This window comes from Variovorax sp. 05N34, assembly GCF_056397405.1.
The window spans coordinates 108,991-133,224 of the sequence record NZ_JBFTNI010000007.1; the positions used below are offsets into that span (position 1 = coordinate 108,991).

The 24,234-nt window shown below is 62.6% G+C and carries 23 protein-coding genes; 11 read left to right on the top strand and 12 right to left on the bottom strand.

The window, feature by feature from the left end; all coding sequences use genetic code 11:
• Positions 1–4: 4 nt before the first annotated feature.
• The gene (locus AC1DMA_RS19525) at positions 5–997 is read left to right on the top strand and encodes an ABC transporter ATP-binding protein (RefSeq protein ID WP_478145263.1); all 993 of its coding nucleotides are present in this window, start codon (positions 5–7) and stop codon (positions 995–997) included.
• Entirely contained in the window at positions 994–1,986 is a 993-nt protein-coding gene (locus AC1DMA_RS19530; RefSeq protein WP_478145264.1) for an ABC transporter ATP-binding protein, read from the top strand. Before AC1DMA_RS19525 ends, AC1DMA_RS19530 begins: the two co-directional genes overlap by 4 nt.
• 28 nt (positions 1,987–2,014) lie before the next feature.
• Here the strand turns inward: AC1DMA_RS19530 and zwf are convergent, their stop codons facing one another.
• Positions 2,015–3,484 carry a glucose-6-phosphate dehydrogenase gene (gene zwf / locus AC1DMA_RS19535; protein WP_478145265.1) on the bottom strand — a complete coding sequence of 490 codons (1,470 nt, stop codon included), beginning with the start codon at positions 3,482–3,484 and terminating at the stop codon, positions 2,015–2,017.
• A 141-nt stretch (positions 3,485–3,625) separates the two neighbouring features.
• Between zwf and AC1DMA_RS19540 the strand changes: the two genes are divergently transcribed.
• From AC1DMA_RS19540 to AC1DMA_RS19555, 4 genes are read left to right on the top strand one after another with little or no spacing between them, the layout of a single operon-like run.
• On the top strand, positions 3,626–4,648 hold the full coding sequence (locus AC1DMA_RS19540; protein ID WP_478145266.1) for an ABC transporter substrate-binding protein: 1,023 nt from the start codon (positions 3,626–3,628) through the stop codon (positions 4,646–4,648).
• 1 nt (position 4,649) lies between these two features.
• Positions 4,650–6,875, top strand: a complete 2,226-nt coding sequence (locus AC1DMA_RS19545) for an ABC transporter permease (protein WP_478145267.1) — start codon at positions 4,650–4,652, stop codon at positions 6,873–6,875.
• A gap of 10 nt (positions 6,876–6,885) precedes the next feature.
• Positions 6,886–7,932 carry an ABC transporter ATP-binding protein gene (locus AC1DMA_RS19550; protein ID WP_478145268.1) on the top strand — a complete coding sequence of 349 codons (1,047 nt, stop codon included), beginning with the start codon at positions 6,886–6,888 and terminating at the stop codon, positions 7,930–7,932.
• A gap of 35 nt (positions 7,933–7,967) precedes the next feature.
• Entirely contained in the window at positions 7,968–8,597 is a 630-nt protein-coding gene (locus AC1DMA_RS19555; protein WP_478145269.1) for an HAD-IA family hydrolase, read from the top strand.
• Here AC1DMA_RS19555 and AC1DMA_RS19560 read toward each other — a convergent pair.
• Positions 8,543–9,211 (bottom strand): lipocalin family protein, encoded by a 669-nt coding sequence (locus tag AC1DMA_RS19560; protein WP_478145270.1) that lies wholly within the window; start codon positions 9,209–9,211, stop codon positions 8,543–8,545. The genes AC1DMA_RS19555 and AC1DMA_RS19560 overlap by 55 nt on opposite strands.
• Before the next feature lie 113 nt (positions 9,212–9,324).
• Here AC1DMA_RS19560 and tal point away from each other — a divergent pair, with 113 nt between their 5' ends.
• The 3 genes from tal to AC1DMA_RS19575 all read left to right on the top strand — a co-directional run bounded on the left by tal (position 9,325) and on the right by AC1DMA_RS19575 (position 12,242).
• Positions 9,325–10,275 (top strand): transaldolase, encoded by a 951-nt coding sequence (tal, locus tag AC1DMA_RS19565; protein WP_478145271.1) that lies wholly within the window; start codon positions 9,325–9,327, stop codon positions 10,273–10,275.
• Positions 10,272–11,828 carry a glucose-6-phosphate isomerase gene (gene pgi / locus AC1DMA_RS19570; protein WP_478145272.1) on the top strand — a complete coding sequence of 519 codons (1,557 nt, stop codon included), beginning with the start codon at positions 10,272–10,274 and terminating at the stop codon, positions 11,826–11,828. Before tal ends, pgi begins: the two co-directional genes overlap by 4 nt.
• Positions 11,829–11,891: 63 nt before the next feature.
• Entirely contained in the window at positions 11,892–12,242 is a 351-nt protein-coding gene (locus AC1DMA_RS19575) for a DUF805 domain-containing protein (RefSeq protein WP_478125370.1), read from the top strand.
• 10 nt (positions 12,243–12,252) lie between these two features.
• Here the strand turns inward: AC1DMA_RS19575 and msrA are convergent, their stop codons facing one another.
• The 4 genes from msrA to AC1DMA_RS19595 all read right to left on the bottom strand — a co-directional run bounded on the left by msrA (position 12,253) and on the right by AC1DMA_RS19595 (position 14,856).
• Positions 12,253–12,996, bottom strand: coding sequence for a peptide-methionine (S)-S-oxide reductase MsrA (msrA, locus tag AC1DMA_RS19580; protein ID WP_478125371.1), 744 nt, complete (start codon positions 12,994–12,996; stop codon positions 12,253–12,255).
• Positions 12,997–13,042: 46 nt separating this feature from the next.
• A complete protein-coding gene (locus AC1DMA_RS19585; RefSeq protein WP_478145273.1) occupies positions 13,043–13,309 on the bottom strand; it encodes a pentapeptide MXKDX repeat protein in 267 nt (88 codons plus the stop codon).
• Positions 13,310–13,423: 114 nt separating this feature from the next.
• Entirely contained in the window at positions 13,424–14,224 is an 801-nt protein-coding gene (locus AC1DMA_RS19590; protein ID WP_478145274.1) for a molybdopterin-binding protein, read from the bottom strand.
• Positions 14,221–14,856: a cytochrome b/b6 domain-containing protein gene (locus AC1DMA_RS19595; RefSeq protein WP_478145275.1), complete on the bottom strand. Its 636-nt coding sequence runs from the start codon at positions 14,854–14,856 to the stop codon at positions 14,221–14,223. The genes AC1DMA_RS19590 and AC1DMA_RS19595 overlap by 4 nt, the downstream gene beginning before the upstream one ends.
• A 98-nt stretch (positions 14,857–14,954) precedes the next feature.
• On the opposite strand from AC1DMA_RS19595, the gene AC1DMA_RS19600 reads away from it, so the two are divergent.
• Together AC1DMA_RS19600 and AC1DMA_RS19605 are read left to right on the top strand one after the other, a co-directional pair.
• Complete coding sequence (locus AC1DMA_RS19600; protein ID WP_478125375.1) at positions 14,955–15,671, top strand: response regulator transcription factor; 717 nt, start codon at positions 14,955–14,957, stop codon at positions 15,669–15,671.
• Positions 15,668–17,134 carry a sensor histidine kinase gene (locus tag AC1DMA_RS19605; protein ID WP_478125376.1) on the top strand — a complete coding sequence of 489 codons (1,467 nt, stop codon included), beginning with the start codon at positions 15,668–15,670 and terminating at the stop codon, positions 17,132–17,134. Before AC1DMA_RS19600 ends, AC1DMA_RS19605 begins: the two co-directional genes overlap by 4 nt.
• A gap of 78 nt (positions 17,135–17,212) precedes the next feature.
• Here the strand turns inward: AC1DMA_RS19605 and groL are convergent, their stop codons facing one another.
• From groL to AC1DMA_RS19635, 6 genes are all read right to left on the bottom strand, one after another.
• Positions 17,213–18,865: a chaperonin GroEL gene (gene groL, locus AC1DMA_RS19610; protein WP_478125377.1), complete on the bottom strand. Its 1,653-nt coding sequence runs from the start codon at positions 18,863–18,865 to the stop codon at positions 17,213–17,215.
• A 48-nt stretch (positions 18,866–18,913) separates the two neighbouring features.
• On the bottom strand, positions 18,914–19,204 hold the full coding sequence (gene groES / locus AC1DMA_RS19615) for a co-chaperone GroES (protein WP_340341724.1): 291 nt from the start codon (positions 19,202–19,204) through the stop codon (positions 18,914–18,916).
• A gap of 797 nt (positions 19,205–20,001) precedes the next feature.
• A complete protein-coding gene (locus tag AC1DMA_RS19620) occupies positions 20,002–20,232 on the bottom strand; it encodes a helix-turn-helix domain-containing protein (protein WP_478125378.1) in 231 nt (76 codons plus the stop codon).
• A gap of 487 nt (positions 20,233–20,719) precedes the next feature.
• Positions 20,720–22,153 carry a UvrD-helicase domain-containing protein gene (locus AC1DMA_RS19625; RefSeq protein WP_478125379.1) on the bottom strand — a complete coding sequence of 478 codons (1,434 nt, stop codon included), beginning with the start codon at positions 22,151–22,153 and terminating at the stop codon, positions 20,720–20,722.
• Positions 22,146–23,852, bottom strand: a complete 1,707-nt coding sequence (locus AC1DMA_RS19630; RefSeq protein WP_478125380.1) for an ATP-dependent nuclease — start codon at positions 23,850–23,852, stop codon at positions 22,146–22,148. Before AC1DMA_RS19630 ends, AC1DMA_RS19625 begins: the two co-directional genes overlap by 8 nt.
• A gap of 53 nt (positions 23,853–23,905) precedes the next feature.
• On the bottom strand, positions 23,906–24,202 hold the full coding sequence (locus tag AC1DMA_RS19635; RefSeq protein ID WP_478125381.1) for a hypothetical protein: 297 nt from the start codon (positions 24,200–24,202) through the stop codon (positions 23,906–23,908).
• Positions 24,203–24,234: the final 32 nt, after the last annotated feature.

Sequence of the window (24,234 nt, forward strand, 5' to 3'; positions counted from 1 at the left end):
TCCGATGACTCTCCTGCAAGTCAGCAATCTGGTCGTCGAGTTTCCGCATCGCCGCGGCACGCTGCGTGCGATCGACGACATTTCATTCGACATTGCGCCCGGCGAGATTCTCGGCGTGGTCGGCGAGTCCGGCGCGGGCAAGTCGCTCACGGGCGCGGCGATCATCGGCTTGCTCGAACCGCCGGGTCGCATTGCCGGCGGCGAGATCCGGCTCGAAGGACAGCGCATCGACAACCTCGGGCACGACGCGATGCGGCACATTCGCGGCCGCAAGATCGGCGCGATCTTCCAGGATCCGCTGACGTCGCTGAATCCGCTCTACACCATCGGACGGCAGCTGACGGAGACCATCCGCACCCATCTGCCGGTGACCGAGCACGAAGCGCGACGCCGCGCGATCGGCCTGTTGGAAGACACCGGCATCCCGGGCGCCGCGCAGCGCATCGATCACTATCCCCATCAGTTCTCCGGCGGCATGCGCCAGCGCGTGGTGATTGCGCTCGCGCTGGCGGCCGAGCCGAAGCTGATCGTCGCAGACGAACCGACCACGGCACTGGATGTGTCGATCCAGGCGCAGATCATCCAGTTGCTCAAGGGCATCTGCAAGGAGCGCGGCGCGGCCGTGATGCTGATCACGCACGACATGGGCGTGATCGCCGAGACCTGCGATCGGGTGGCCGTGATGTACGCAGGCCGGATCGCCGAAGTCGGCCCGGTGCAGGAAGTCATTCATCAGCCGGCGCATCCCTATACGAGCGGCCTCATGGCCTCCATCCCCGACATGACGATGGACCGCGAGCGCCTGAACCAGATCGACGGCGCCATGCCTCGGCTCAATGCGATTCCCAAGGGCTGCGCCTATAACCCGCGCTGTCCGCGCGTTTTCGACCGCTGCCTGGCCGAAAGGCCGGATCTGATGAACGCGGGCGCCACGCGCGCCGCCTGCTGGCTGCATGCGACGAACACCGCACAGCCAGCCTACGGAGAGACCGCATGAGTGCGTTGGTACAGGCGAACGACCTCGCCAAGAGCTTCGATGTCTCTCCGCCATGGCTCAACCGTGTGATGGAGCGCAAGCCGCGCGTGCTGCTGCGGGCGGTCGATGGGGTGAGTTTCTCGATCGAGCGCGGCAAGACGCTGGCGCTCGTCGGTGAATCCGGATGCGGCAAGAGCACTGTGGCGCGGCTCCTGGTGGGCCTCTACGAGCCTTCGCAGGGCGGCATGCGTTTCGACGGGCAGGACGTACACGCGGTCTACCGCAGCAGCGGAAGCCAGGCGCTTCGGCGGCGCATCCAGATGATCTTTCAGGATCCGTACGCGAGCCTCAACCCGCGCTGGATCGTGGAGGACATCGTCGGCGAACCGCTGCGCGAGCACGGCATCCTGAAGGAAGGGCCGGAATTGAAGGCGCGCGTGGGTGAACTGCTCAAGTCGGTCGGCCTGAGCCCGCTGGACATGGTGAAGTACCCGCACCAGTTTTCCGGAGGGCAGCGCCAGCGCATCTCGATCGCGCGTGCGCTGGCGACGCAACCCGAGTTTCTGGTGTGCGATGAGCCGACCTCCGCGCTCGATGTGAGCGTGCAGGCGCAGGTGCTCAACATCATGAAGGACCTGCAGCGCGAGCGGGGCCTGACCTACCTCTTCATCTCTCACAACCTCGCGGTCGTGCGCCATGTGGCCGATCAGGTGGGGGTGATGTACCTTGGGCGGCTGGTCGAAATCGCGGACAAGCACAAGCTCTTTGCCTCACCGCAGCACCCTTACACGCGCATGCTGCTCGATGCCATCCCGCAGATGAAGCACGTGGGCCGTTCACGCACGCCGGTGCAGGGCGAGGTGCCGAACCCGCTCAATCCGCCCTCGGGTTGCACCTTCAATCCGCGTTGCCCGCTGGCCAACGAGCGCTGCAGGATCGAACGGCCGAAGCTTCAGACGCTTCGAGGCGTGCAGGTGGCCTGCCACGCCGTAGAAGAAGGCAGGGGATAGGCTCGCGGCCTGGCTATTCCGGACCGGCTTATTGCTCCTCGCCCCACGAATAGCCGTCGCGGGCAATCATTGCGCTCGACGCGCTGGGGCCCCAGGTGCCCGCCGCATAGGGGCGGGGCGCTCCGTCGGACGACCAGCTGTCGATCAGAGGCTCGACCCAGCGCCAGGCTTCTTCCTGCTCGTCGCTGCGCACGAAGAGGTTCAGCCGGCCGGCGATCACATCGAGCAGCAGCCGCTCGTAGGCACCCACGCGCTCGGCGCCGAATCGTTTGTCGAAATCGAGATCGAGCTGTACCGGGGCGAGCTGGGGCGCGGCGTGGCGGCTTCCGTTGCGCTGGCGGCTGTCCTGTGCCTGCGCGAGCATGTGCAGCTCGAGGCCGTCCTTGGGCTGCAGGTTGATCACGAGCTTGTTCACCGAATTGGCGGGTGCACGGAAGATCGCATGCGGCGTCTGGCGGAAGTTGACTTCGATGCGCGCGTCGCGTGAGGCCAGCCGCTTGCCGGTGCGGATATAGAGCGGCACGCCTGCCCAGCGCCAGTTCTCGATTTCGGTGCGCAGCGCCACGAAGGTCTCGGTGCGGCTTTCGGGGTCGACGCCTGGCTCGTCGCGGTAGCCCTTCACGCGCTCTCCATACGCGGTGCCCGCGACGTACTGGCCGCGAATCGCATGCAGGCCGATGTCTTCGGAAGTCCACGGCTTGAGCGAGCGCAGCACCTTGAGCTTTTCGTCACGGATCGCGTCGGCGTGTGCGTTGATGGGCGGCTCCATGCCGATCGCGCAGACCAGTTGCAGCGCGTGGTTCTGAACCATGTCTCGCAGTGCGCCGGTCTGGTCGTAGAAGGCGCCGCGCTTTTCGACGCCCAGGTCCTCCGCGATCGTGATCTGGATGTTGGCGATGTGCTCGCGCCGCCAGATGGGCTCGAACAGCGCATTGCCGAAACGCATCGCGAAGAGGTTCTGCACCGCCGGCTTGCCAAGGTAGTGGTCGATGCGAAACACCTGCTGTTCCTGCAGGACGTTGCGCACCGCCTGGTTGATTGCGCGATTGGATGCGAGGTCATGCCCGAGCGGTTTTTCGAGCACGAGGCGCGTGTGCGGCCCGTTCAGCCCGGCCGCGGCGATCTGCTCGACCACCTGCGTGAAGAGCGCCGGCGCCGTCGCGAGATACATCACCACCGTGTCCGCATTGCGAGTCTTCAGAAGCGTGGCGAGCATGTCGTAGTCGGCAGGCTTCGAAAGGTCCATGCGCTGGAAATACAGCAGCGAGGCGAACTTCTTGAACTCCTCCGGCGTCGGCCGCTTGGCGCCTTCGACCGCCTGGAAGCGCGACTGGATCAGTTCGCGGTAGCCGTCGTCGCTCAGGTCGTCGCGCGCAACGCCGATGATGCGTCCGCCCTCGGGCAGGCTGCCGTGCCGAAAAGCCTGGAACAAGGCAGGCATCAGCTTTCGCCATGCGAGGTCGCCGGTGCCGCCAAAAAGAACGAGATCGAAACTCATGGATACATCCCTATGGGTAGTAAAGCGCGAGCATGCAGCTTGCCGAGCGAATGGTACTTGTACCGATCCGCTCGCAGCTGACGCCGCGCTAAGCTGCAGGCGGCCCCTTGGGGCCTTTTTCTATTTTTAAACGAGGTCCGGATGAAGAAGAAACTCGTGAGCGCGGCCATTGCGACCGTCTTGATCGCTGCGTCGGGCGCTGCGTCTGCCCAGACGGTCAATGTGATTTGTTCTGTACAGGCCGAGTGGTGCAACATGATCGCCACGGTGTATGCGCGCACCACGGGCGTCAAGCTCAACATGTCGCTGAAGGGCTCCGGCGAAGCGCTTGCCCAGCTGATCGCCGAGAAGGAGAACCCCAAGACCGACGTCTGGTTCGGTGGCACCGGCGACCCGCACCTGCAGGCGGCCGAACTGGGCCTCACGCTCGAATACAAGTCGCCCACGCTCCCGCAACTTTATCCATGGGCACAGCAGCAGGCCCAGCAGTCGGGCTACCGAACGGTGGGCATCTATTCGGGCCCGCTGGGCTTTGGCTACAACACCGAGCTCGTCCAGAAAAAGAAGCTGGGCGTGCCACGCAGTTGGGCCGATCTGCTGAAGCCCGAATACAAGGGCGACATCCAGGTGGCCAATCCGGCATCGAGCGGCACCGCCTACACGATGATCGCCACGCTCGTGCAGTTGATGGGCGAGGACAAGGCTTTCGAATATCTCAAGGGACTGCATCGCAACGTCGGCCAATACACGCGTTCGGGAACGGGCCCGATCAAGGCGGTCGCTCGTGGCGAGACGGCGGTGTCGATCAGCTTCGTGCATGACGCGCCGCAGGAAAAGATGCAGGGCTTCCCCGTCGAGACGACAACGCCTTCGGAGGGCACGGGCGCCGAGATTGGCTCGATGAGCATCGTGAAAGGCGCGCGCAACCTTGACCAGGCCAAGAAGTTCTACGAATGGGCGCTCACGCCGCAAGCCCAGACTTTCGGGGCGGCGGCCAAGCAGTATCAACTGCCCTCGAACAAGGCGACGCCGGTGGACCCGAACGTGCCGGACTTCAAGAAGATCAAGATGATCAACTACGACTATGCGAAGTACGGCGCCAGCGCCGAGCGCCGGCGCTTGATCGCGCGTTGGGAAAAGGACGTCAACTCGCTGCCGCGCTAGCGTGTACGCGACCTCCAACGTGCGCCGCAGCCCCAACCGATCCATCTGGGCATGCATTGCGGCCGGTTTGATCGGCTATGTTGCGCTGCCCTGGTATGCGATTCAGGACACCGCCTGGTACGAGGTGTTCCCGCAGGTCCTGAATGAAGGCGAAGCCGCTGATGGCGTGATGCAGGCGGCCTTGCAGGGCCGCACCTGGCTCTACATCGGGCTCATTGGCCTGGCGTTGTGCGCCTTGGGCGGGCTGCTGCGCGCCGGCCGGGCGCAGGGCCGCATGCTGCTGGTGGGCGGCGCAGTCGGCGCCATCGGGCTTGCGCTCAGCGGCTTCCTCATCGGTGCCAAGGGCTGGACGCTTCCGATCCTGGAGGCGCAGTTCGGTGAACTGCCGGTCCATCAGTTCGGAATCGGCGCCGGCGGCTTCGTGGCCATATCCGCGCTCATCCTGCTGGCGGCGTTCGGACTGGCGCGGATGGGGTTCTTCAAGGGCGATCTTTTCGTTTCCGGCGCGGTGGTCGCCTGCGGCGTGCTGATGGCGCTGTTCATCGCCTATCCGGTGGCCAAGGCACTGGCCGGGGCCTTTCTCGATGAAGACGGCCGCTGGTCGATCGCGGCGTTCGCTGCGCGCATCGGCACCGAACGAGTCTGGGGACTGGGTTGCCTCGCCGGCGGCGTTCGCTGCGGAGTCGCCTGGAACACGCTCGCGCTGGCCCTGCTCACGGCCGCGGGCACGACATTCCTCGGCACGTTGATGGCGCTGATGTCCGAGCGCGGCAGCCGGCGCTGGCAGGCACCGTTGCGGCTGCTGGCGCTGCTGCCCATCGTCACGCCGCCCTTCGTCGTCGGGCTGGGGCTGATCTTGTTGTTCGGTCGCGCGGGCGTCGTGAACCAGTTGCTCGAAAGCACCTTTGGCGTCGAGCCGACGCGCTGGTTCTACGGCATGCCGGGCGTGCTCGTGGCGCAGCTCTTCGCTTTCACGCCGATCGCTTTCATGATCATGCGTGGCGTTGTCCAGGGTGTCTCGCCGAACCTCGAAGAGGCGGCGCTGATGCTTCGCGCGGACCGTCGCCGGGCCTTCTTCACCGTCACGCTGCCTTTGCTCAAGCCGGGACTCGCGAATGCGTTTCTCGTCGGCTTCATTGAAAGCATTGCGGACTTCGGCAACCCGATCGTGGTGGGCGGCCAGTTCTCGGTGCTCTCGACCGACATCTTCTTCGCCATCGTCGGCGCGCAATACGACCAGGGCCGCGCCGCATCGCTCGCCTGGGTGCTGACGCTGTTCGCGCTGGCGGTGTTTGCGATTCAACGCGGCGTGCTGGGCAAGCGCAACTACACGACAGTGAGCGGAAAGGGCGACTCCGGCATCGCCATGGCCTTGCCCGACGGTGTTCGGCGCACCATCTATTGCGTCGCACTGCCGTGGATCGCTTTCACGCTCGTGGTCTATCTCTTCGCCTTCGCGGGCGGCTTCGTGCAGACCTGGGGGCGCGACTACACGCTGACGCTGAATCATTTCAGGACTGCCTTCGCGCTCGAATGGGGACAGTTCGGCATCGTCTGGGCAGGTACCGCGTGGAATTCGTTGATCACCACCCTGAAGCTGGCCGGCATCTCCGCACCATTGACGGCAGGCTTGGGCCTGCTGATCGCGTGGCTGCTGGCGCGCAATGAGTTCAAGGGGCAAGGCGCTTTCGAATTCGCAGCGCTGCTTGCCTTTGCCATCCCGGGCACGGTGCTGGGCGTGAGCTACATCCTGGCCTTCAACGTGCCGCCGCTCGAGCTGACGGGCACCGGGCTCATCATCGTGCTGTGCTTCATGTTTCGGAACCTGCCGGTCGGCGTGCGCGCCGGAACGGCGGCGTTCAGGCAGATCGACCGTTCGCTCGACGAGGCTTCATTGATGCTGCGCGCCTCGACGTCGCAGACGCTTTTCAAGGTCGTGCTGCCTTTGCTGAAGCCGGCGCTGGTTGCCGCGCTGGTCTACAGTTTCGTGCGCGCGATGACCACCGTCAGCGCGGTGATCTTTCTCGTCACGGCCGAGAACGAACTGGCGACGACCTACATCATTGGCCGTGTCGGCAATGGCGACTACGGTGTCGCGCTTGCCTACTGCACGGTACTGATGATCCTGATGGCGATCGCCGTCGCGCTGGTGCAATGGATCGTCGGTGAGCGCAAGCTGGGGCGCAGGCGGGTAGGCGCTCCGGTCATTGTCCCGGCAGTACCCTGAGAAAGCATTCATGAGCAACGGCATCGAACTTCGCGACATCACCAAGCGCTACGGAGGCGACTCGCGCGCGCCGCTCGCTGCGAAAGGCATCAGTTTCGATGTGCCCGCGGGAACGCTGACGACGATTCTCGGCCCCTCCGGCTGCGGCAAGACGACCATCCTGCGGATGATTGCGGGGCTCGAATCGCCGACTTCCGGCTCGATCTTCATGGGCGGCCGCGACGTCACCGCGCTCGGCCCGGCCGATCGGAACGTGAGCATGATGTTCCAGAGCTACGCGCTCTTTCCTCACATGAACGTGATCGAGAACGTGAGCTACGGATTGAGGACGAGCGGCGTGCGCAAGGACGAGGCCGCCGGCCGCGCGCGCGAAATGCTCAAGGGCGTGGGGCTGGTGGGTTTCGACCAGCGCTTGCCCAGCGAGCTGTCCGGCGGTCAACAACAACGCGTGGCGCTCGCGCGAGCACTGGTGCTGGAGCCTGCCGTGCTGCTCTTCGACGAGCCCCTGAGCAATCTCGACGCCCGTCTGCGCCGCGAGATGCGCGAGGAGATCCGCAATCTGCAGCAGCGATTGAAGCTCACCGTCGCCTATGTCACGCACGACCAGAGCGAAGCGCTCGCCGTCAGCGACCAGGTGATCGTGATGGACCACGGCGTCATCGCACAGCGCGGTACGCCCGAGCAGCTCTATGGCCAGCCGGAGAGCGAGTTCGTCGCCGGCTTCATGGGTGAGGCCATGGTGTTCCCGGCGCTCGCGCAACCCGACGGGCGCGTGCAGATGGGTCCGCTGACCTTGACCCCGCGCCCCGCCATCGCGCCCGGGATCGTAAAAGTCGCGGTGCGGCCGGAGGCTTGGTATATCGGCGCGGCGGTCGGGCTTGCGGCGACCCTTCGCAAGGCTGCGTTCCTGGGCAATTTCTACGAATATGCTTTCGATACCGCGCTCGGCTCGGTGTTCGTCATTTCCACCGATCTGGCGCACCCTCTGGCCGCCGGCGCGGAGACGACCCTTTCCCTGACGAACCACGGAGTTTCCATCGTGCCTGCCGCCCTATGACCACCCATGTCGTTTTTGATCTTGGCGCGGTTCTCTTGACTTGGGAGCCCGTCGCCCTGGTGCAGACGCAACTCGCGCCTCATGCACCCACTGCCGATGCAGCGCACGCCCTGGCGGTCCAGATGTTTCATCACGAGGACTGGCTGGGTTTCGATCGCGGCACGCACACGCTCGACGATGCGATCGGCCGCATGGCGTTGCGGCTGTCGCTGCCTGCCGACCGGCTCAGCAACGTCCTTGCGCCCATCGGCGAAAGGCTGGAGCCGATCGCGGTCACGGTCAATCTTCTTGCGAGCCTGCGCGATCGTCGCGATGCCGGCGAGGACTTGCGCCTTTACTACCTGTCGAACATGCCCGAGCCTTATGCGCGCGTGCTCGAATACCGCCACGCGTTTTTCCACTGGTTCGACGGCGGCATCTTTTCGGGCGACGTCAAGCTCATCAAGCCGCAGCGCGAGATCTACGACTTGCTCACGGAGCGCTACGCGCTGGTGGCGGCAGACACCCTCTTCATCGACGATTCGCTTCCGAATGTCCTGGCCGCGCGCGAACTCGGCTGGAAGGCGATCCACTGCCAGCGGCCGACCGAACTGCCGGCGCAGGTCGAAGCCTATTTGCCGGTGAAGACGACCTTGTCCACGTCGAAACCGAGCGTGCGGGCATAGTCCAGTTCGGCCCGAAGCGACGCTTCATCCAGCGTGGGCGCGCGCGACAGCACCCAGAGGTACTTGCGGTCGGGCGTGCCGACCAGAGCCACCTGATAGTCGCGATCGAGCTTCAGGATCCAGTAGTCGCCCCAAACCATCGGCAGCCAGGCAAGCCAGTCGGGTGCGAAGCGCACTTCGAGCCGGCCCGCGCCCGGTTGGCCGGCGACCGGCACCACACGGGCCAAACCGACCGATTCTTCGAACTTGCCGTCCGCCAGCATGCAGCGGTTGCGCACCTCCATGGTGCCGTCTTCGCGCAGGTTGTATTCGGCGGTGACCGCCCCCGTGCATTGCTTTTCGAACCGGTTCGGAAGGCGGGCCTGTTCATGCCAGAGGCCCGCATAGCGCTTGAGGTCGACCGGTGCCACCACCTGGAGCGGCGCACGCATGAGCGGTGCGCCATCCGGCGGTCCGGCGACGGCTTCGCCGCGCGCGCTGCGAGGGTTCGTCATCGCCAGCAGCGTCAGCGCGCCGCCAACGCAGAAAGCGGCTGCCAGCGTGCCGATCGAGGCGCTGTGGGCGCGGTCGTCGAAGGCGGCTGGCGGTGGGGCGCGGCGGTTGCGAATAGCCATGGCTTTTCTCCCTTGGGCGAGTCGACAAAGGCCGAAGAATAGTTACGGATCGAACCACCCTACGTCAGTCATGGACGACACGGCCTGTAGTTTTGCAGCGGGATAATGATCCGATGAACCAACTCGATGCCCTCCGTCAATGGACCACCGTGGTCGCCGACACCGGTGATTTCCGTCAACTGGCCCAGTTCAAACCGCGAGACGCGACGACCAATCCGTCGCTGATCCTCAAGGCGGTGCAGAAGGCCGACTATCGTCCGCTGCTGGACGAGGTGGTGAAGAAGCGCGGGGGCAAGCCCATCGACGAAGTCATCGATCGGCTGCTGGTGCGCTTCGGAACCGAGATCCTCTCGATCATTCCTGGCCGCGTCTCGACCGAAGTCGATGCGCGGCTGAGCTTCGATACGAAAGCCACCATGGCGCGGGCCGAGCGCATCGTCGCGCTCTACCGCGCCGAAGGCGTCGACGTGGAGAAGCGCGTGCTCATCAAGGTTGCCTCGACATGGGAAGGCATCGAGGCCGCGCGCCAACTCGAACAGAAGGGCATCCGCTGCAACCTGACGCTTCTGTTTTCATTCCCGCAGGCGGTGGCTTGCGGGGCAGCCAAGGTTCAATTGATCTCGCCTTTCGTCGGCCGCATCTACGACTGGTACAAGAAATCGGCCGGCGCCAAATGGGATGAGGCGGCCAACGCGGGTGCCAATGACCCGGGGGTGAAGTCCGTGCGGCAGATCTTCGACTACTACAAGAAGCAGGGCATCGCGACGGAAGTGATGGGCGCCAGCTTCCGCAACGTGGGGCAGATCGCTGCGCTCGCGGGCTGCGATCTGCTCACCATCAGCCCCGAACTGCTGGGGGAACTGGCGGCCAGCGAGGCGCCGCTCAAACACGCTCTGGACGCCGAAGCCGCACAACAGAGTAATGCCCAGAAAGTCACCTTCGACGAGCCCTCGTTCCGCTTTGCACTGAACGAAGACGCGATGGCTACCGAAAAGCTCGCCGAAGGCATTCGCGCCTTTGCAGCGGACGCGGTCAAACTCGAAAAACTCATGGAGACCGCATGACGCGCACTCGCGGCGATCGGACGGCCGCCTGGACTGAGCTCCATGCGCACTACGAAGCGAGCGGCAAGGGCTTCGACCTGCGTCGGGCGTTTGCTGCTGATCCCAAGCGCTTCGAGACCTTGAGCCAGTCGGCGCCCTGCGTCTTTGCCGATCTGTCGAAGAACCTGATCGACGCGCGCGCCGAGCAACTGTTGATGGCCCTGGCGCGCCAAACCGGTCTGGAGGCGCATCGGGACGCGATGTTCGCGGGCGACCACATCAACGCGACCGAAGACCGCGCGGTGCTTCATACGCTGCTGCGCAGGCCCGCGTCATCGCCGCCTCCCGCCAAGCTGGCTGGCGCCTTCAAGGAGGTGCAGACCACGTTGACGGCGATGCTCGATTTCGCGGAATCGATCCGCGCCGACAACACCATCACTGACGTGGTGAACATCGGCATCGGCGGGTCGGACCTGGGCCCGCAGATGGCCGTTCTTGCGCTGGAGGCCGATGTTGCGCCGGGCAAGCGTTTTCATTTTGTCTCGAATGTCGACGGCCATGAACTCGCCGGCGTGCTTCGGGGGCTTGCGCCCGAGCACACGCTGTTCCTGATTGCCTCGAAAACGTTCACCACCGCCGAGACCATGACCAACGCCAAGTCGGCGAAGCGGTGGTTCGAGCAATCCGGCGGAGTTGACATCGCGCGCCATTTCGCCGCGCTGACCACCAATGTCGCCGCGGCGCGCGAATTCGGCATCGAGACGACCTTCGGATTTTGGGACTGGGTCGGCGGACGCTATTCGCTCTGGTCATCGATCGGGCTTCCGATCGCACTGGCCATCGGCGCCGAAGGCTTTCGCAGCCTGCTGGCTGGCGCACACGCGATGGACGAGCACTTCCGCACCGCGCCACTGGACCAGAACCTGCCGGCGCGGCTTGGCCTGCTCGACGTCTGGTATCGCGACTTTCATCGCTTCACCAGCCGTTGCATTGCGCCGTATCACAGTTCGCTCAAGCGCCTCCCGGCCTATCTGCAGCAACTCGAAATGGAGAGCAACGGCAAGCAGGTGGACATGGAAGGCAAACCGGTGACGTTCGGTACGTCGCCCGTGCTCTGGGGCGAGCCGGGCACCAACGGGCAGCATGCTTATTTCCAGATGCTGCACCAGGGCACGGACGTGATCCCGCTGGACTTTCTCGCAGTGCGCGACCCGGCGCATGACCTCGAAGGACATCACCCGAAGCTGCTCGCCAATGCGCTGGCCCAGGCGCAGGCACTCATGGTCGGCCAGAGCGATGCGGGCGGGCACAAGAACTTCCCGGGCAATCGGCCCAGCACCTTCTTCGTGCTGGACAAGCTGACGCCTGAGTCACTCGGTGCTTTCCTGGCGCTCTACGAGCATCGCGTGTTCACCAGCGGTTCGGTCTGGGGCATCAACAGCTTCGACCAGTGGGGCGTCGAGCTCGGCAAGGTCCTGGCCAAGGACATCGAGCCCCGCCTGGCATCGGGCAATGTCGATGGGCTGGATGCGTCCACAGCCGGCCTGCTCGGAAGGCTGCGGCAGAGCCATTGACGCGGACTGCTCGATATGATGACCGCGGGGTTTTCCCGTGGGAATCAACAAGAGGAGTCGTTCATGAACTTTCAACAGGCCGTACAGACCTGCTTTCGCAAGTACGTCGATTTTTCCGGCCGCGCATCGCGTCCCGAGTATTGGTGGTTCTTCCTGGCCTACTTCATCCTGGCCTTTGTCACCGGCTTCATCCACGAATACGTCAACTTGCTGGTGGTCCTTGCCTTCATCCTGCCGATGCTGGCGGCCGGTGCGCGTCGCCTGCATGACGTGGGCAGGTCCGCCTGGTTTTTGCTGCTCGGGCTGATTCCGGTGGTGGGCTCGCTCGTGCTGTTGTACTTCATGGTTCAGCCGAGCCAGCCCGAATCCAACCTCTACGGTCCACCGCCCGAGCCCCTGCCGGCCAGCATCTGACAAACGCTTTTCAGGCGCCCGAACCCACCAGCATGGGTTTGGCGCGATAGCTGTCCGGAAAGACCCGTTTCAGGTTCTCGACCTTCGGCAGATCGTTGAAGGCGATGTACGGATGGTCGGGGTTGCGCGTCATGAAGTCCTGGTGGTACGCCTCGGCCGGATAGAAGCCCTTGAGCGTTTCGACAGTCGTGGCGATTGGCTTGCCGTAGATCTTTGCCTTGTCGAGCTGCGCGATGTATGCCTTGGCGACGCGCGCCTGCTCGGCATTGGCGGCAAAGATGGTCGAGCGGTACTGGGTGCCGGTGTCGGGGCCTTGGCGGTTCAGCTCGGTCGGGTTGTGCGCCACGGAAAAGTAAATCTGCAGCAGCCGTCCGTAGCTGATCTGTCGAGGATCAAAGGTGATCCGGACCGATTCGGCATGGCCGGTGCGGCCTGAGCCGACCTCGTCGTATTTGGCCGTCGATGGCTGGCCGCCCGCGTAGCCGGAGACGGCGCTCGTCACCCCTTTGACGTGTTGGAACACGCCCTGCACACCCCAGAAGCAGCCGCCCGCGATCACGGCGGTTTCCGATGTCGTGCCTGGCGGGGTGGACGCGTCTTCGGCCGGCGCCGGGATCACGACCGCGGCCTCCGCAGCGAGCGAGGGTGCCACATGCCACAGCCCGGCCCCCGCGATGAGGGCCAGTGCAGCCAACAAGGGCCGCCGAGTCAGCGAGATGCGCGATCCCGCGCCCATGGAAAAAGGTGATTTCATGACAGTGCTGCTCCTTGGGTGAAACCTCGGTGGCGGAAGACCGAGGCTACTTCTTCATTTCGTCTTTGGCCATGCCGTCTTTCGCCATGCCGTCCTTCGACATCGAATCCTTCTTCATGCCGTCCTTTGACATGCTGTCCTTTGACATGCTGTCCTTCGCCATGGATTCTTTCTTCATACCGTCCTTGGCCATTGAATCTTTCTTCATTCCATCCTTGGACATGGCGTCCTTGTTCATGTCGTCGGCCGCGAATGCGGAAGCCGAGCCGATGGCCAGGAAGCCGGCGAGGAGCGTTGCGGTGAGCTTGTTCATTTCAGTGTCCTTGTATGAGTGAATTTCGAGCTTGTTAAGTTTTTCAAAGTCTCAGTGCGCGCGGTTCCGGAGAACAGCGCTGCACGCTTTCAGCAGCGCCGAGTCGAAGCCGACTCAGCTGCCGCCGAACCAGTTGTAGCCCTGGTCTTCCCAGTAGCCTCCGGGATAGGTGTTGGTCACAAAAATCGCCCGGATGTGCTTCGGGTTCTTGTAGCCAAGCTTGGTGGGCATGCGCAGCTTCATCGGAAAACCGTACTTCGGTGGAAGCGGCTGGCCGTCGTAGGTGAGCGTCAGCAGGGTCTGCGGATGCAATGCGGTCGGCATGTCGATGCTGGTGTAGTAGTCGTCGGCGCACTTGAAGCCGACATATCGGGCGCTGGTGTCCGCACCGATGCGATGCAGGAAATCCGCGAAACGGACGCCGCCCCATTTGCCGATCGCGCTCCAGCCTTCAACGCAGATGTGGCGCGTGACTTGGTCCTGCTGGGGCATTTCGCGCAGGTCGGGCAAGGTCCAGCTTCGCTTGTCAGCCACAAGGCCGGTGACTTCGAGCCTATAGCCGTCCTCCGCCACTTCGCGCACCTCGTCTTCGCCGTAGTAGGCGTTGAAGGGAAACGGCCGCGTGATCATCGATTCGGGATACGTCGGCGCCAGCCGGTTCGGATCGAACAGCCAACCTTGCGCCGCGTCGTTGAAACGTGAAATGCGGGTGAGCGCAGCCTCGACCGTCGAGTTGTCGCTGATGCTGCAGCCGCTCAGCAGCGAGAGTCCGCCGAGTGTCAACGAACGCTGCAGGAATGCGCGACGCGCAGGCTGCTCGATCCGCCGGCCGATGAGCTTGCGCGCCTCGGCCAGAGCCGCATCGGTGTCGATGTCGGCCAGAGTGGCCTGGGGGGTGCGCTTGAAGAAGTTCATGCGGCCTCCTTGCTGTGGCTGCCCAGCATCGTGAGCAGCGTTCGCGGGACCAGCGCGACCATCACGAGATGGACGGCGACGAAGGCAACCAGCGCGGCCATCGCGCAGAAGTGAATGCGGCGGGCGAACTCGTAGCCGCCGAGCAGTTCACGCAGACCCGCAAACTGCACTGACTTCCATAGCACCAAGCCGGAAACCACCAGCACGGCAATGTCGACCATCACGAACAGATACGCCAGGCGCTGCACGTTGTTGTAGCGCCGCGGGTCCGCGTGCGACAGCTTGCCGCGCAAGGCCGCAAGCGCATCTCGCCAGACGCCGGCCGGCGACAGCGGGAAGAACTTGCGCCAGAGCCGGCCGCTCGCCACGTTGAGCACCAGATAGGTCAGGCCGTTGATCGCCAGCAGCCACATCGCGGCAAAGTGCCACTGCAGCGCGCCGCCGAGCCAACCGCCCAGGGTGATCGAAGGAGGAAACTCGAATCCGAAAAGTGGTGATGCGTCGTAGATGCGCCAGCCGCTCGTGACCAGCACCAGCACGRCCAGGGCATTGAGCCAGTGCGTGATGCGCATCCACAGCGGGTGGATGGGTGCCTTGCCAGATGAAGCGGATGGAGTGGACTCGCTTTGCATGGGGCAGATTCTTGGGCGGACCCCATGGCCGATTCATCACGGAGAGTTCAATTAATCGTGATAAATGCGCCGCCGATATCGCCGCACAATCCGTTTTCATGGACTCAGCCAAACGCGTTCTGATCGTCGAGGACGATGCGCACATCGCCGAACTGATGGGCATGCATCTTCAGGACGAGGGCTACGCCATCACGCATGCCGCCGATGGCGATGCCGGCTTGCGCGAACTGGAGCGCGGAAGCTGGGACGCGTTGATCCTCGATCTGATGCTGCCGGGCGTGGACGGGCTGGAAATCTGCCGCAGGGCGCGGGCCATGACGCGCTATACCCCGATCATCATCACGAGTGCGCGGTCCAGCGAGGTGCATCGCATCCTGGGCCTCGAACTCGGCGCTGACGACTACCTGGCCAAGCCGTTCTCGGTGCTGGAACTGGTGGCGCGGGTCAGGGCCTTGCTGCGGCGCACCGACGCCCTGGCGCGCAATGCGCGAATGGAGGCAGGACGGCTGGACATCGGCAACCTCGGCATCGATCCGGTCGCCCGGGAAGTGCAGGTCGATGGCAAGCCTGTCGAACTCACGCCGCGGGAGTTCGATCTGCTGCACTTCTTTGCGCGCCATCCGGGCAAGGTGTTCTCGCGGCTCGACCTGCTCAACCATGTCTGGGGTTACCAGCACGACGGGTATGAGCACACAGTCAACACGCACATCAATCGCCTGCGCATGAAGATCGAGGCTGACCCGTCGCAGCCGCGCTGCATCCTCACCGTCTGGGGGCGCGGCTACAAGCTGGCGCCGCAGGAGGCCGGACCATGAGCCTGCATGCAAGCTTGTCGCGCCGCATCTCGGTGGTCTTTGCCGTGCTGCTGCTGGCGTGCTGCAGTGCCTCGATCTGGCTGCAGATGCATGCGAGCAGCCGCTACGAGCAGGAGGTGACGCAGCGGCTTTCGCTCGGCCTGGCTGCGCACATTGCCGAGAACTCGACGTTGATGGAGCGCGACGGGCCCAACCCTGCGGCGGTGAGCGACCTTTTCGACAAGCTGATGGCCGTGAATCCCAGCGTCGAGCTTTACCTGCTGGGGCTCGATGGCCGCATCCAAGGGCAGGCGGCCCCGCCCGGACATCTGAAGCGCGACCGCGTCGATATGGCGCCGATACGGCGGTTGCTCGACGGCGCGCCATTGCCGGTCCTGGGTGACGATCCGCGCGGCAATGGCACGCGCAAGGTATTCAGCGCCGCGCCGTTGCGGGTGGGCGGGCAGGAGGTCGGCTATGTCTACGTGGTCCTGTCGGGCGAAGAGCGTGACGCGCTGCTGGCGGACGCTGTGGCGAGCAATGTATTGCGCACGACACTGTGGTCCGTGGCGCTGGTCGCCCTGCTGGGCCTGATTGCAGGATTGGTGGCTTTTCGGCTCATCACCCGGCCCTTGCGCGAGTTGACCGGTGCGGTGCGCAAGTTCGAGAACGATGGCGTGGCGGCGCTCCAGGATGTGGAACCGGCGTTCGAGCGCGTCGGCCGCGGAGGAGACGAGATCGCCACGCTTGCCCAGGCCTTCGCGCAGATGACGCGGCGAATCGCCGAGCAATGGCGCGAACTCACGCAGCAGGACCAGCAGCGGCGCGAGCTGTTCGCCAACATCTCGCACGACCTGCGCACGCCGCTGACGTCACTGCACGGCTACCTCGAGACGCTGTTGATCAAGGCCGACACGCTCGACACGGCGGAAAGGCGCCGTTACCTCGAAATCGCGCTGGCACAGAGTCGCAAGGTCACCCGGCTTTCGCAGGAGCTCTTCGAACTGGCGCGACTGGAATATGGCGTGGTCAAACTCGAGAAGGAGCAATTCGCGCTCGCTGACCTTGTGCAGGACGTGTTCCAGAAGTTCGAGCTGGCCGCCGAGGCGCGGCATCAACGGCTGGTGGCCGACATTGCACCGGACCTGCCCGGCGTGTCGGCAGACCTCGGCATGATCGAACGCGTGCTGACCAACCTGCTGGACAACGCCATCCGCCACACACCCGCTGGCGGCGAGATCATGGTGCAGTTGCGCCAGGACAAGGCCGGCGTGCAGGTCGAGATCAGCGACACCGGGCCGGGTATTCCGAGCGAGCTTCGCACCGCCATCTTCACGCGGCCGATGTTCTCGTCGGCGGGAGGCCGAAGCGGTGGGCTGGGGCTGGTGATCGTGAAGCGCATCCTCCAGCTGCATGGCAGTGACATCCGCTTGCTGCCGCGTGTCGACAAAGGGGCCGTGTTTTCTTTTCTGCTGAGCACCTGAGAGCCGCATTTCAGACGAAAAAAAGCCCCGGGGCTCACGCCTCGGGGCTTTTTGGACTGGCTGGAAGCCGGGCCGGGATTACATCCCCATGCCGCCCATGCCACCCATGCCGCCCATGTCTGGCATGCCGCCGCCAGCGCCGGCTTCTTCCTTCGGTGCGTCGGCGACCATGGCTTCGGTCGTCAGCAGCAGCGAGGAAACCGAAGCGGCGTTTTGCAGTGCGGTGCGGGTCACCTTGGTCGGGTCCAGGATGCCCAGTTCGAGCATGTCGCCGTAGGTGTCGTTGGCGGCGTTGAAGCCGTAGTTGCCCTTGCCGGCCAACACAGCGTTCACGACCACGCTGGCTTCGCCGCCGGCGTTGTTGACGATCTCGCGCAGAGGCGCTTCGATGGCCTTGAGCACCAGCTTGATACCGGCGTCCTGATCAGCGTTGTCGCCCTTGAGCTTGTCGCCCACGGCTTGCTTGGCGCGCAGCAGGGCCACGCCACCACCGGCAACCACGCCTTCTTCCACTGCAGCGCGGGTGGCGTGCAGGGCGTCTTCGACGCGAGCCTTCTTTTCCTTCATTTCGACTTCGGTGGCAGCGCCAACCTTGATCACTGCCACGCCGCCGGCCAGCTTGGCCACGCGCTCTTGCAGCTTTTCGCGGTCGTAGTCGCTGGTCGCTTCTTCGATCTGCACGCGGACTTGCTTCACGCGGGCTTCGATGTCGGCAGCGGCGCCCGAACCGTCGATGATGATGGTGTTTTCCTTGCCCACTTCGATGCGCTTGGCTTGGCCGAGGTCAGCCAGCGTCACCTTCTCGAGGGTCAGGCCGACTTCTTCAGCGATGACCTTGCCGCCCGTCAGGATGGCGATGTCTTCGAGCATGGCCTTGCGGCGGTCGCCGAAGCCAGGTGCCTTGACGGCCACGACCTTCAGGATGCCGCGGATCGTGTTCACGACCAGCGTCGCCAGGGCTTCGCCTTCGACTTCTTCGGCAATGATCAGCAGCGGACGGCCGGCCTTTGCCACTTGCTCCAACGTGGGCAGCAGGTCGCGGATGTTGCTGATCTTCTTGTCGAACAGCAGCACGAACGGGTTTTCCAGAATCGCGCTTTGCTTTTCGGGGTTGTTGATGAAGTAGGGCGACAGGTAACCGCGGTCGAACTGCATGCCTTCGACGACGTCGAGTTCGCTGTCGAGCGACTTGCCGTCTTCAACGGTGATCACGCCTTCCTTGCCAACCTTGTCCATTGCGTCAGCGATGAGCTTGCCGATGGTTTCGTCGCTGTTGGCCGAGATCGAGCCGACTTGCGCGATTTCCTTCGAGGTCGTGGTGGCCTTGGAAGCCTTCTTCAGCTCGGCGACCAGGGCGGTCACTGCCTTGTCGATGCCGCGCTTCAGGTCCATCGGGTTCATGCCGGCAGCCACCAGCTTGAAACCTTCGCGAACGATGGCTTGTGCCAGCACGGTCGCGGTGGTGGTGCCGTCACCGGCGTTGTCCGAAGTCTTGGAGGCCACTTCCTTCACGAGCTGGGCGCCCATGTTCTGGAGCTTGTCCTTGAGTTCGATTTCCTTGGCGACGGACACGCCGTCCTTGGTCACGGTGGGGGCGCCGAAGGAGCGCTCGAGGACCACGTTGCGGCCCTTGGGACCCAGGGTGACCTTGACTGCGTTGGCGAGGATGTTCACACCTTCGACCATGCGCGCGCGGGCTTCGCCGCCGAAGACTACGTCTTTTGCTGCCATGAGTTTTCTCCGAGATTCAGTTGGATGAGAGGGATGAAGGGTGAGAAATTACTTCTCGACGACTGCGAACAGGTCGTCTTCCTTCATGACCAGCAGTTCGTCGCCATCGACCTTGACGGTCTGGCCGCTGTACTTGCCGAAGAGGACGCGGTCGCCAACCTTGACGCTCATCGCCCCGAGGTCGCCCTTGTCGTTCTTCTTGCCAGGACCGACCGCCAGGACTTCACCCTGATCGGGCTTTTCCGCGGCGTTGTCGGGGATCACGATGCCCGAGGCGGTCTTGGTTTCGCTTTCAATGCGCTTGACGATCACGCGATCGTGCAAAGGACGAAGTTTCATTGCATCTCCTGATAAGAAACGGGGGTTTGGTCCGAAGCCGGCATGGTGCCGGCTCCGCATCGCGAAGTGCGGTGCTGTTAGCACTCAACTTCGACGAGTGCTAATCATAAGGGTGTTTTGCCCGGTTTCAAGAGCGCGCGCGTTGAAGAGCAGATCGTGATGTCGATTCTCAATCAGTCCTGAACTTTTCTCTCTCAGTTCTGAACACGTGCGCACATGGCCTCCCGCGGTAGGGGACTCTTGCGGTGCCTGCTAGGGGAAATACCTAGCTAGCCACTCAGCCCTGGAGGCCCTGGGCTTCGACGAACAGGCGCCTTTCGGGCCAGAGGAGGTCCGGTGTATGGAACGTGGACATGCCGCGCGATTTGGCGAAGAGCGTGGCCGCGGCGGAGAGGCTAGCGCGGCATGTCCCCTTTGTTGGGGAGTATTGAGGTCTGTCGCGGTTAATCAACATCCGTCGGAAAATTCCATCCAATCGCTGGTCGGTTACAACTGCCGAAACCTCAAATCCCCGGGGTGCGGACAGCAGCATGGTCGGTCAGTGCGGTCAAGAAGGGGCGACGATCACCATCATGTCGCTGGTGCGATTGGGAGAGCGGTCAAGCAAGCGCTCTCCCTGCCGAATTGGTTGAGAGTCGGAGCAGAACTTGCGGAAGCTTGTGAAGTTTGGACGTGGCGGCGCGTTCAACAGAGCGGTCAAGCGCAGGCCGCTCCAATTGTGAAAATCAGCCGCTGTCGTAGGAAGCATGTAGCTGCTCACGCCGCACGCCAACTCCATGTCGTCCAGCGTCGACTGACTACTTATTCACTTTCTCGAGAGCTGTGCGCTTGCCGAGCGCGAACTGCGACCAAGCGCTGAAGCTGCTGTTCGTTGGCGCGCGGCTTTCCCAAAGATAAATGGTAGCGCCGCTCATGCCCACAAGCGTTCCGTAGAAAGCCCCAGACAAGCCAAGCTCGGCCCTTTGGGCAGCAAAACGAGTGGCGCTGAAGCGACGAGGCGTCTCGGCATCGTCGACGGCGGTGATCATCGAAGCGGTCTTCGCCTGAGGGCTAACTGGTTGAGCTGCTTGTGCCGCCCGGCTACTTGGCGCGTCAAGTCGGCGATCTCGCTGGGATACTGCGAGCTTGTTTGTTGAGGCTGTCCATTTCTGCTTGCGCGCAACGCGAGAGATCTCAGACTTCAAGACGGAACCGATGTTGCTCATGCCGCGCATTTGGCCCTGAGGAACTGCGAGTCGCCCCTGAATGGATGTCCGAGTAAGACTGATTGCAGCCGATCGATCTGTGTCAACTCAAAGACCGCTTCACACCCGACTACAGACACAGACGAAGTCCCGCTAGTTCGGCTCCAGACTGAGAACAGTCTTTGACGTCCGATGTTCGAACGACCGGTAGTCCTGAGACCGGGCATCTGCGACGCTAGCATTGCCGTCGTCAACCGCTTGCGGCGAAGTGGAGCCGGTGCACCCGGATAGTTTCGTGCCGCGCAACCGCGGCATCCTGGCAACGGCAACCCTAGACGCTCGGCAAAGTTCCGCCGCTGCAAATGATCGTTAACGACTTTGCACCCCTCGTTATTGCAACATAGAGGTCTTTGGTACCGAGCGAGTCGGCGTCCAAAATCACCGCATGGTCGTACTCAAGCCCCTTGACCAGCAATGTCGTCCCAATGAGCTTCTGATGTCTGATCGGCCTGCCCGTGTGCCGCATTTCTTCTTGGTACAGGTTCGCCGCTTCAAGGAACGTCGCCCCTGCCCCGTCAATGTGCAACTTCAGGACGCTCATGAAGCGGTAGAGCAAATCACGCCGGTAGGCCGCAGTCTCAGGGTTATCCTTCAGCAGCAAGATAAAGGCTTTGAGGTTCTTGCTTGTCGGCGTTGTGAGGTACAGGTTCGCGGCCGCCAGCAAGTTGGGATATTTTGTGGCCTTCGTCTCCTTGGCAATGTTTCCAAGCTTGGTGCCAGCGGTCAGCGTCTTGTCGACGGCAGTGAAGCAGTCCTTGGCGAAATCCAAGACGTGCAGGAACCTAGCCTTCGTGTTCTTGGCGGAATCGAGCTTCTTGACGAACGAGAAGAGCGCCTTGCCTTCCACTTCCTCAATGGAAGAGAAACGGCCTCCCATGGTCCGAGCCAGGCGGTGGGTCTTGTTCTTGGACTCCTGATCCCCGCCATGCAAGGCAATGACGGAGGCGGTGTTGCCTAAGTGCTCACAGAGAAGAGCGTACTGCTTGTTGGGCAGGTACTGGGGATCGGTGTAGGCCCGTTTTACGCATGCAGGCAGGCCGTTGATAAGGTCGATCTTCTGACCCTGCTCCAAGCTCTTTCTCGCGGCCTTGAGCCATGCACCCAACAACGGCTGTCCCGCATTGTCCCAACGCCATGGCTTCTCCAACTGACCCAAGCAGGCGAAATGCGGATAGATGCTAGCGTCCCAATCCACGGGCTTGCCGTCGTCAAAGTCAAAAATGGCCTGCATGGGATCGCCCAGAATGCGGCTAGGCAGCACTTCGGCCAAGGCACACACAAGACCATGCTGCAGATCCGAGCAGTCTTGGTACTCGTCCACGTAAACGCCGGCGTAAGTGGCCTTGACGATACGGCGAACGAAGTCCTTTTTCAGCAGGGTTGAACATGCCTCATAGAGCGTCGCCCACTGCTTGCTCGTTGGGTTTTCAATCTTCCACCCAGAGTTCTTCGGGTATGCAAGGCAAAGACGAAGGGACCAACTGGCAATGGTGTCAATCTGGTACCGGGACGCAGGAACACCGAGGGTGCTCATCTTCGTCTTGATGGAATTGACCCCGGCGAACGTGTGCGTCAAGATCAACTGCCGGTGGGTTCCCGCCTTCACCGCCATGGCAATCAAGTGCGTCTTGCCGTAGCCAGCAGGAGCGATGACATACCCCTTGCCTGTGCATTCACCGAGCTTGATTGCCAGTTCCTCAGACATGCTCAGCCCATTCCCAGAGCTTGGAGAGCTTCACAGGAATGTCCTTCTTTGAAAAATCGGGATCGCCGAAAGAAGGACTGATAGCCTGAACCCACAAGTCGCCTCGGGTGATGTCCTTGAACCAGTCGCAACCCTTCGCCGCCTTCCCGATGGCAAGTCTCAGATCGGCACTTTCCGCCCACGTGCCAACGTCTTCACTGAGTTCCTTTTGATACTTGGAACGCACGTTGGCATAGACGGTCAAGCTGGGAACGGTTTGGGCAAGCTTCACACTGGCGATCACGCTTGCCCACGGCAAGTCCTGAAAGGCCCGTTCCTCCAATGAGAGCCTGTCGGTCCACACATGAACCGGAATGCCCTTGTCTCTCAACTCCGCTTCATGGGCAGGCGAGAACTGCTTCTCGGCGTCTCCGTCAGCAAGGACGCAGACCTCATAGCCAAGCAGCTTGAATGCCTCGGCCAATGCTTTAATCTTGCTCGCACCACCAGCGTTCAACAAGGACACCCCGTGGTATGAGAACGGATCATTGCCTTTTCCGACCTGGTAGTCGTCAAAGCCTCTCAAGAAGCCCACCTCAGTGGCCCCTTCGCAGACTACGACCTTCTTCGACAGAAAGGCTTCAGCGCTGGATCGAATCTTCCCCTGTGCCTCATGGGCCACCAAGCCTTCGCAGAAGGCGGGGATGACCCGCACAGTGCCTGCCTTGCTGTGGACAATGTAGAGCTCATTGACGGTGAGCTCACGAAGCACGGCAGGTGAATGGGTGGTCAAGAAATACTGACCCCGCTTGTCCTCCCGCACATGCTTCAAGAGCCGAGAAATGCGGTGAGGCTCGAGCCCGAACTCAACCTCGTCAAAGAGGGTCACATGGCCTTCTTCAAGACCCATTTTTTGAATGCCGCACAACAGCATTCGCCGTGACCCCAATCCCAACTGGCGAAGCGGAATGTCGCCGTCATGCAGAGCGAGTCCGCCGACCTTCAGGTTCACCGAACTCAAGTCCAAGTGGGCCTTGTAGGCTTCCACGACAGGCACACCTAAAATCTTGGCCACCTCCTGAGACTTCACGGCGGCAGCGTCAAAGTTCTTCAGGCTGTTGGGCCTGTCGGCGTCAAGCGAGGTGCGGGCCGTTCTTGAAGCATTGGCAAGCAACTCGTTCAGGCTCTGCGCTTCAGTGAGCTTTGCTAAGGCCGTGCCTGTCGCCCATGAAAGTTGTCTCTCGCTGTAGGCTCCGATCAGGCCCACGCTGACCTTGTTGCGATCAGCTTGCTTGAAGGGCACACCGTCAGGATTGCGATCACAGACCACCAGCCACTTGGGCTCCAAGTCCTTGCCGACAGTGAGGCGGATTGTCAGGACGGATTCAAGAGCGTCGTCGGCCTCGTCAACGAGCTTGCCGGTCTTGGCGTCCCAACCTCGCAGGTACTGGCCGTACATGTTGAGGGAGAGGAAGTCTTCAACGAGATCGCCTATGGACACCTCAATGACAATGGCGTTTTCTACCTTGCCCGTGTAGAAATCCGAGTCGCTGAGGGTCAGGTTCCACTGAGGATGGAACGCATACCTGATTGCCTCAAGGATCGTGGATTTGGACGAGTCGCCCTTCCCAATGAGACAAAAGATGTCCGCTGTCGGAAGGCTCCAGTCAAGGTCGTTGACTCCGCGAAAGTTCCTGATCGATATTTTTCTGATTCTCACGAAGCCCGCTCCCTAGTGTTGATTCGAACCGAAGAGGCCATGTGCCGACAAACTCAGCCGGCATGCACATAGCGCTCTTCCAGTTCCTCCAGATAAAACTCCACGTTGCTGCTGATCTTTTCCATGACGTTGGGCAGGTAAGAAACCATGTCGTCCATGGTCAGATCTTTGCCGTCGTAACCGTGGTAGCTGCTCAGATACTGAGAAATCTCCTGCCTCTCATGCTCGCTCAGGTTTTTCATGGGGTCGCCCGCCTGGTAGGCATGAAGATCGGACAAGTGAATGGCCTTGCAACCGAATTCGTAGGCAACCCGCTCCCAGCCACCCAAGAAGTGGGCGAAGGCCACCATGCTCCTATCGCTCAGCATGACCTTCTTGCCGT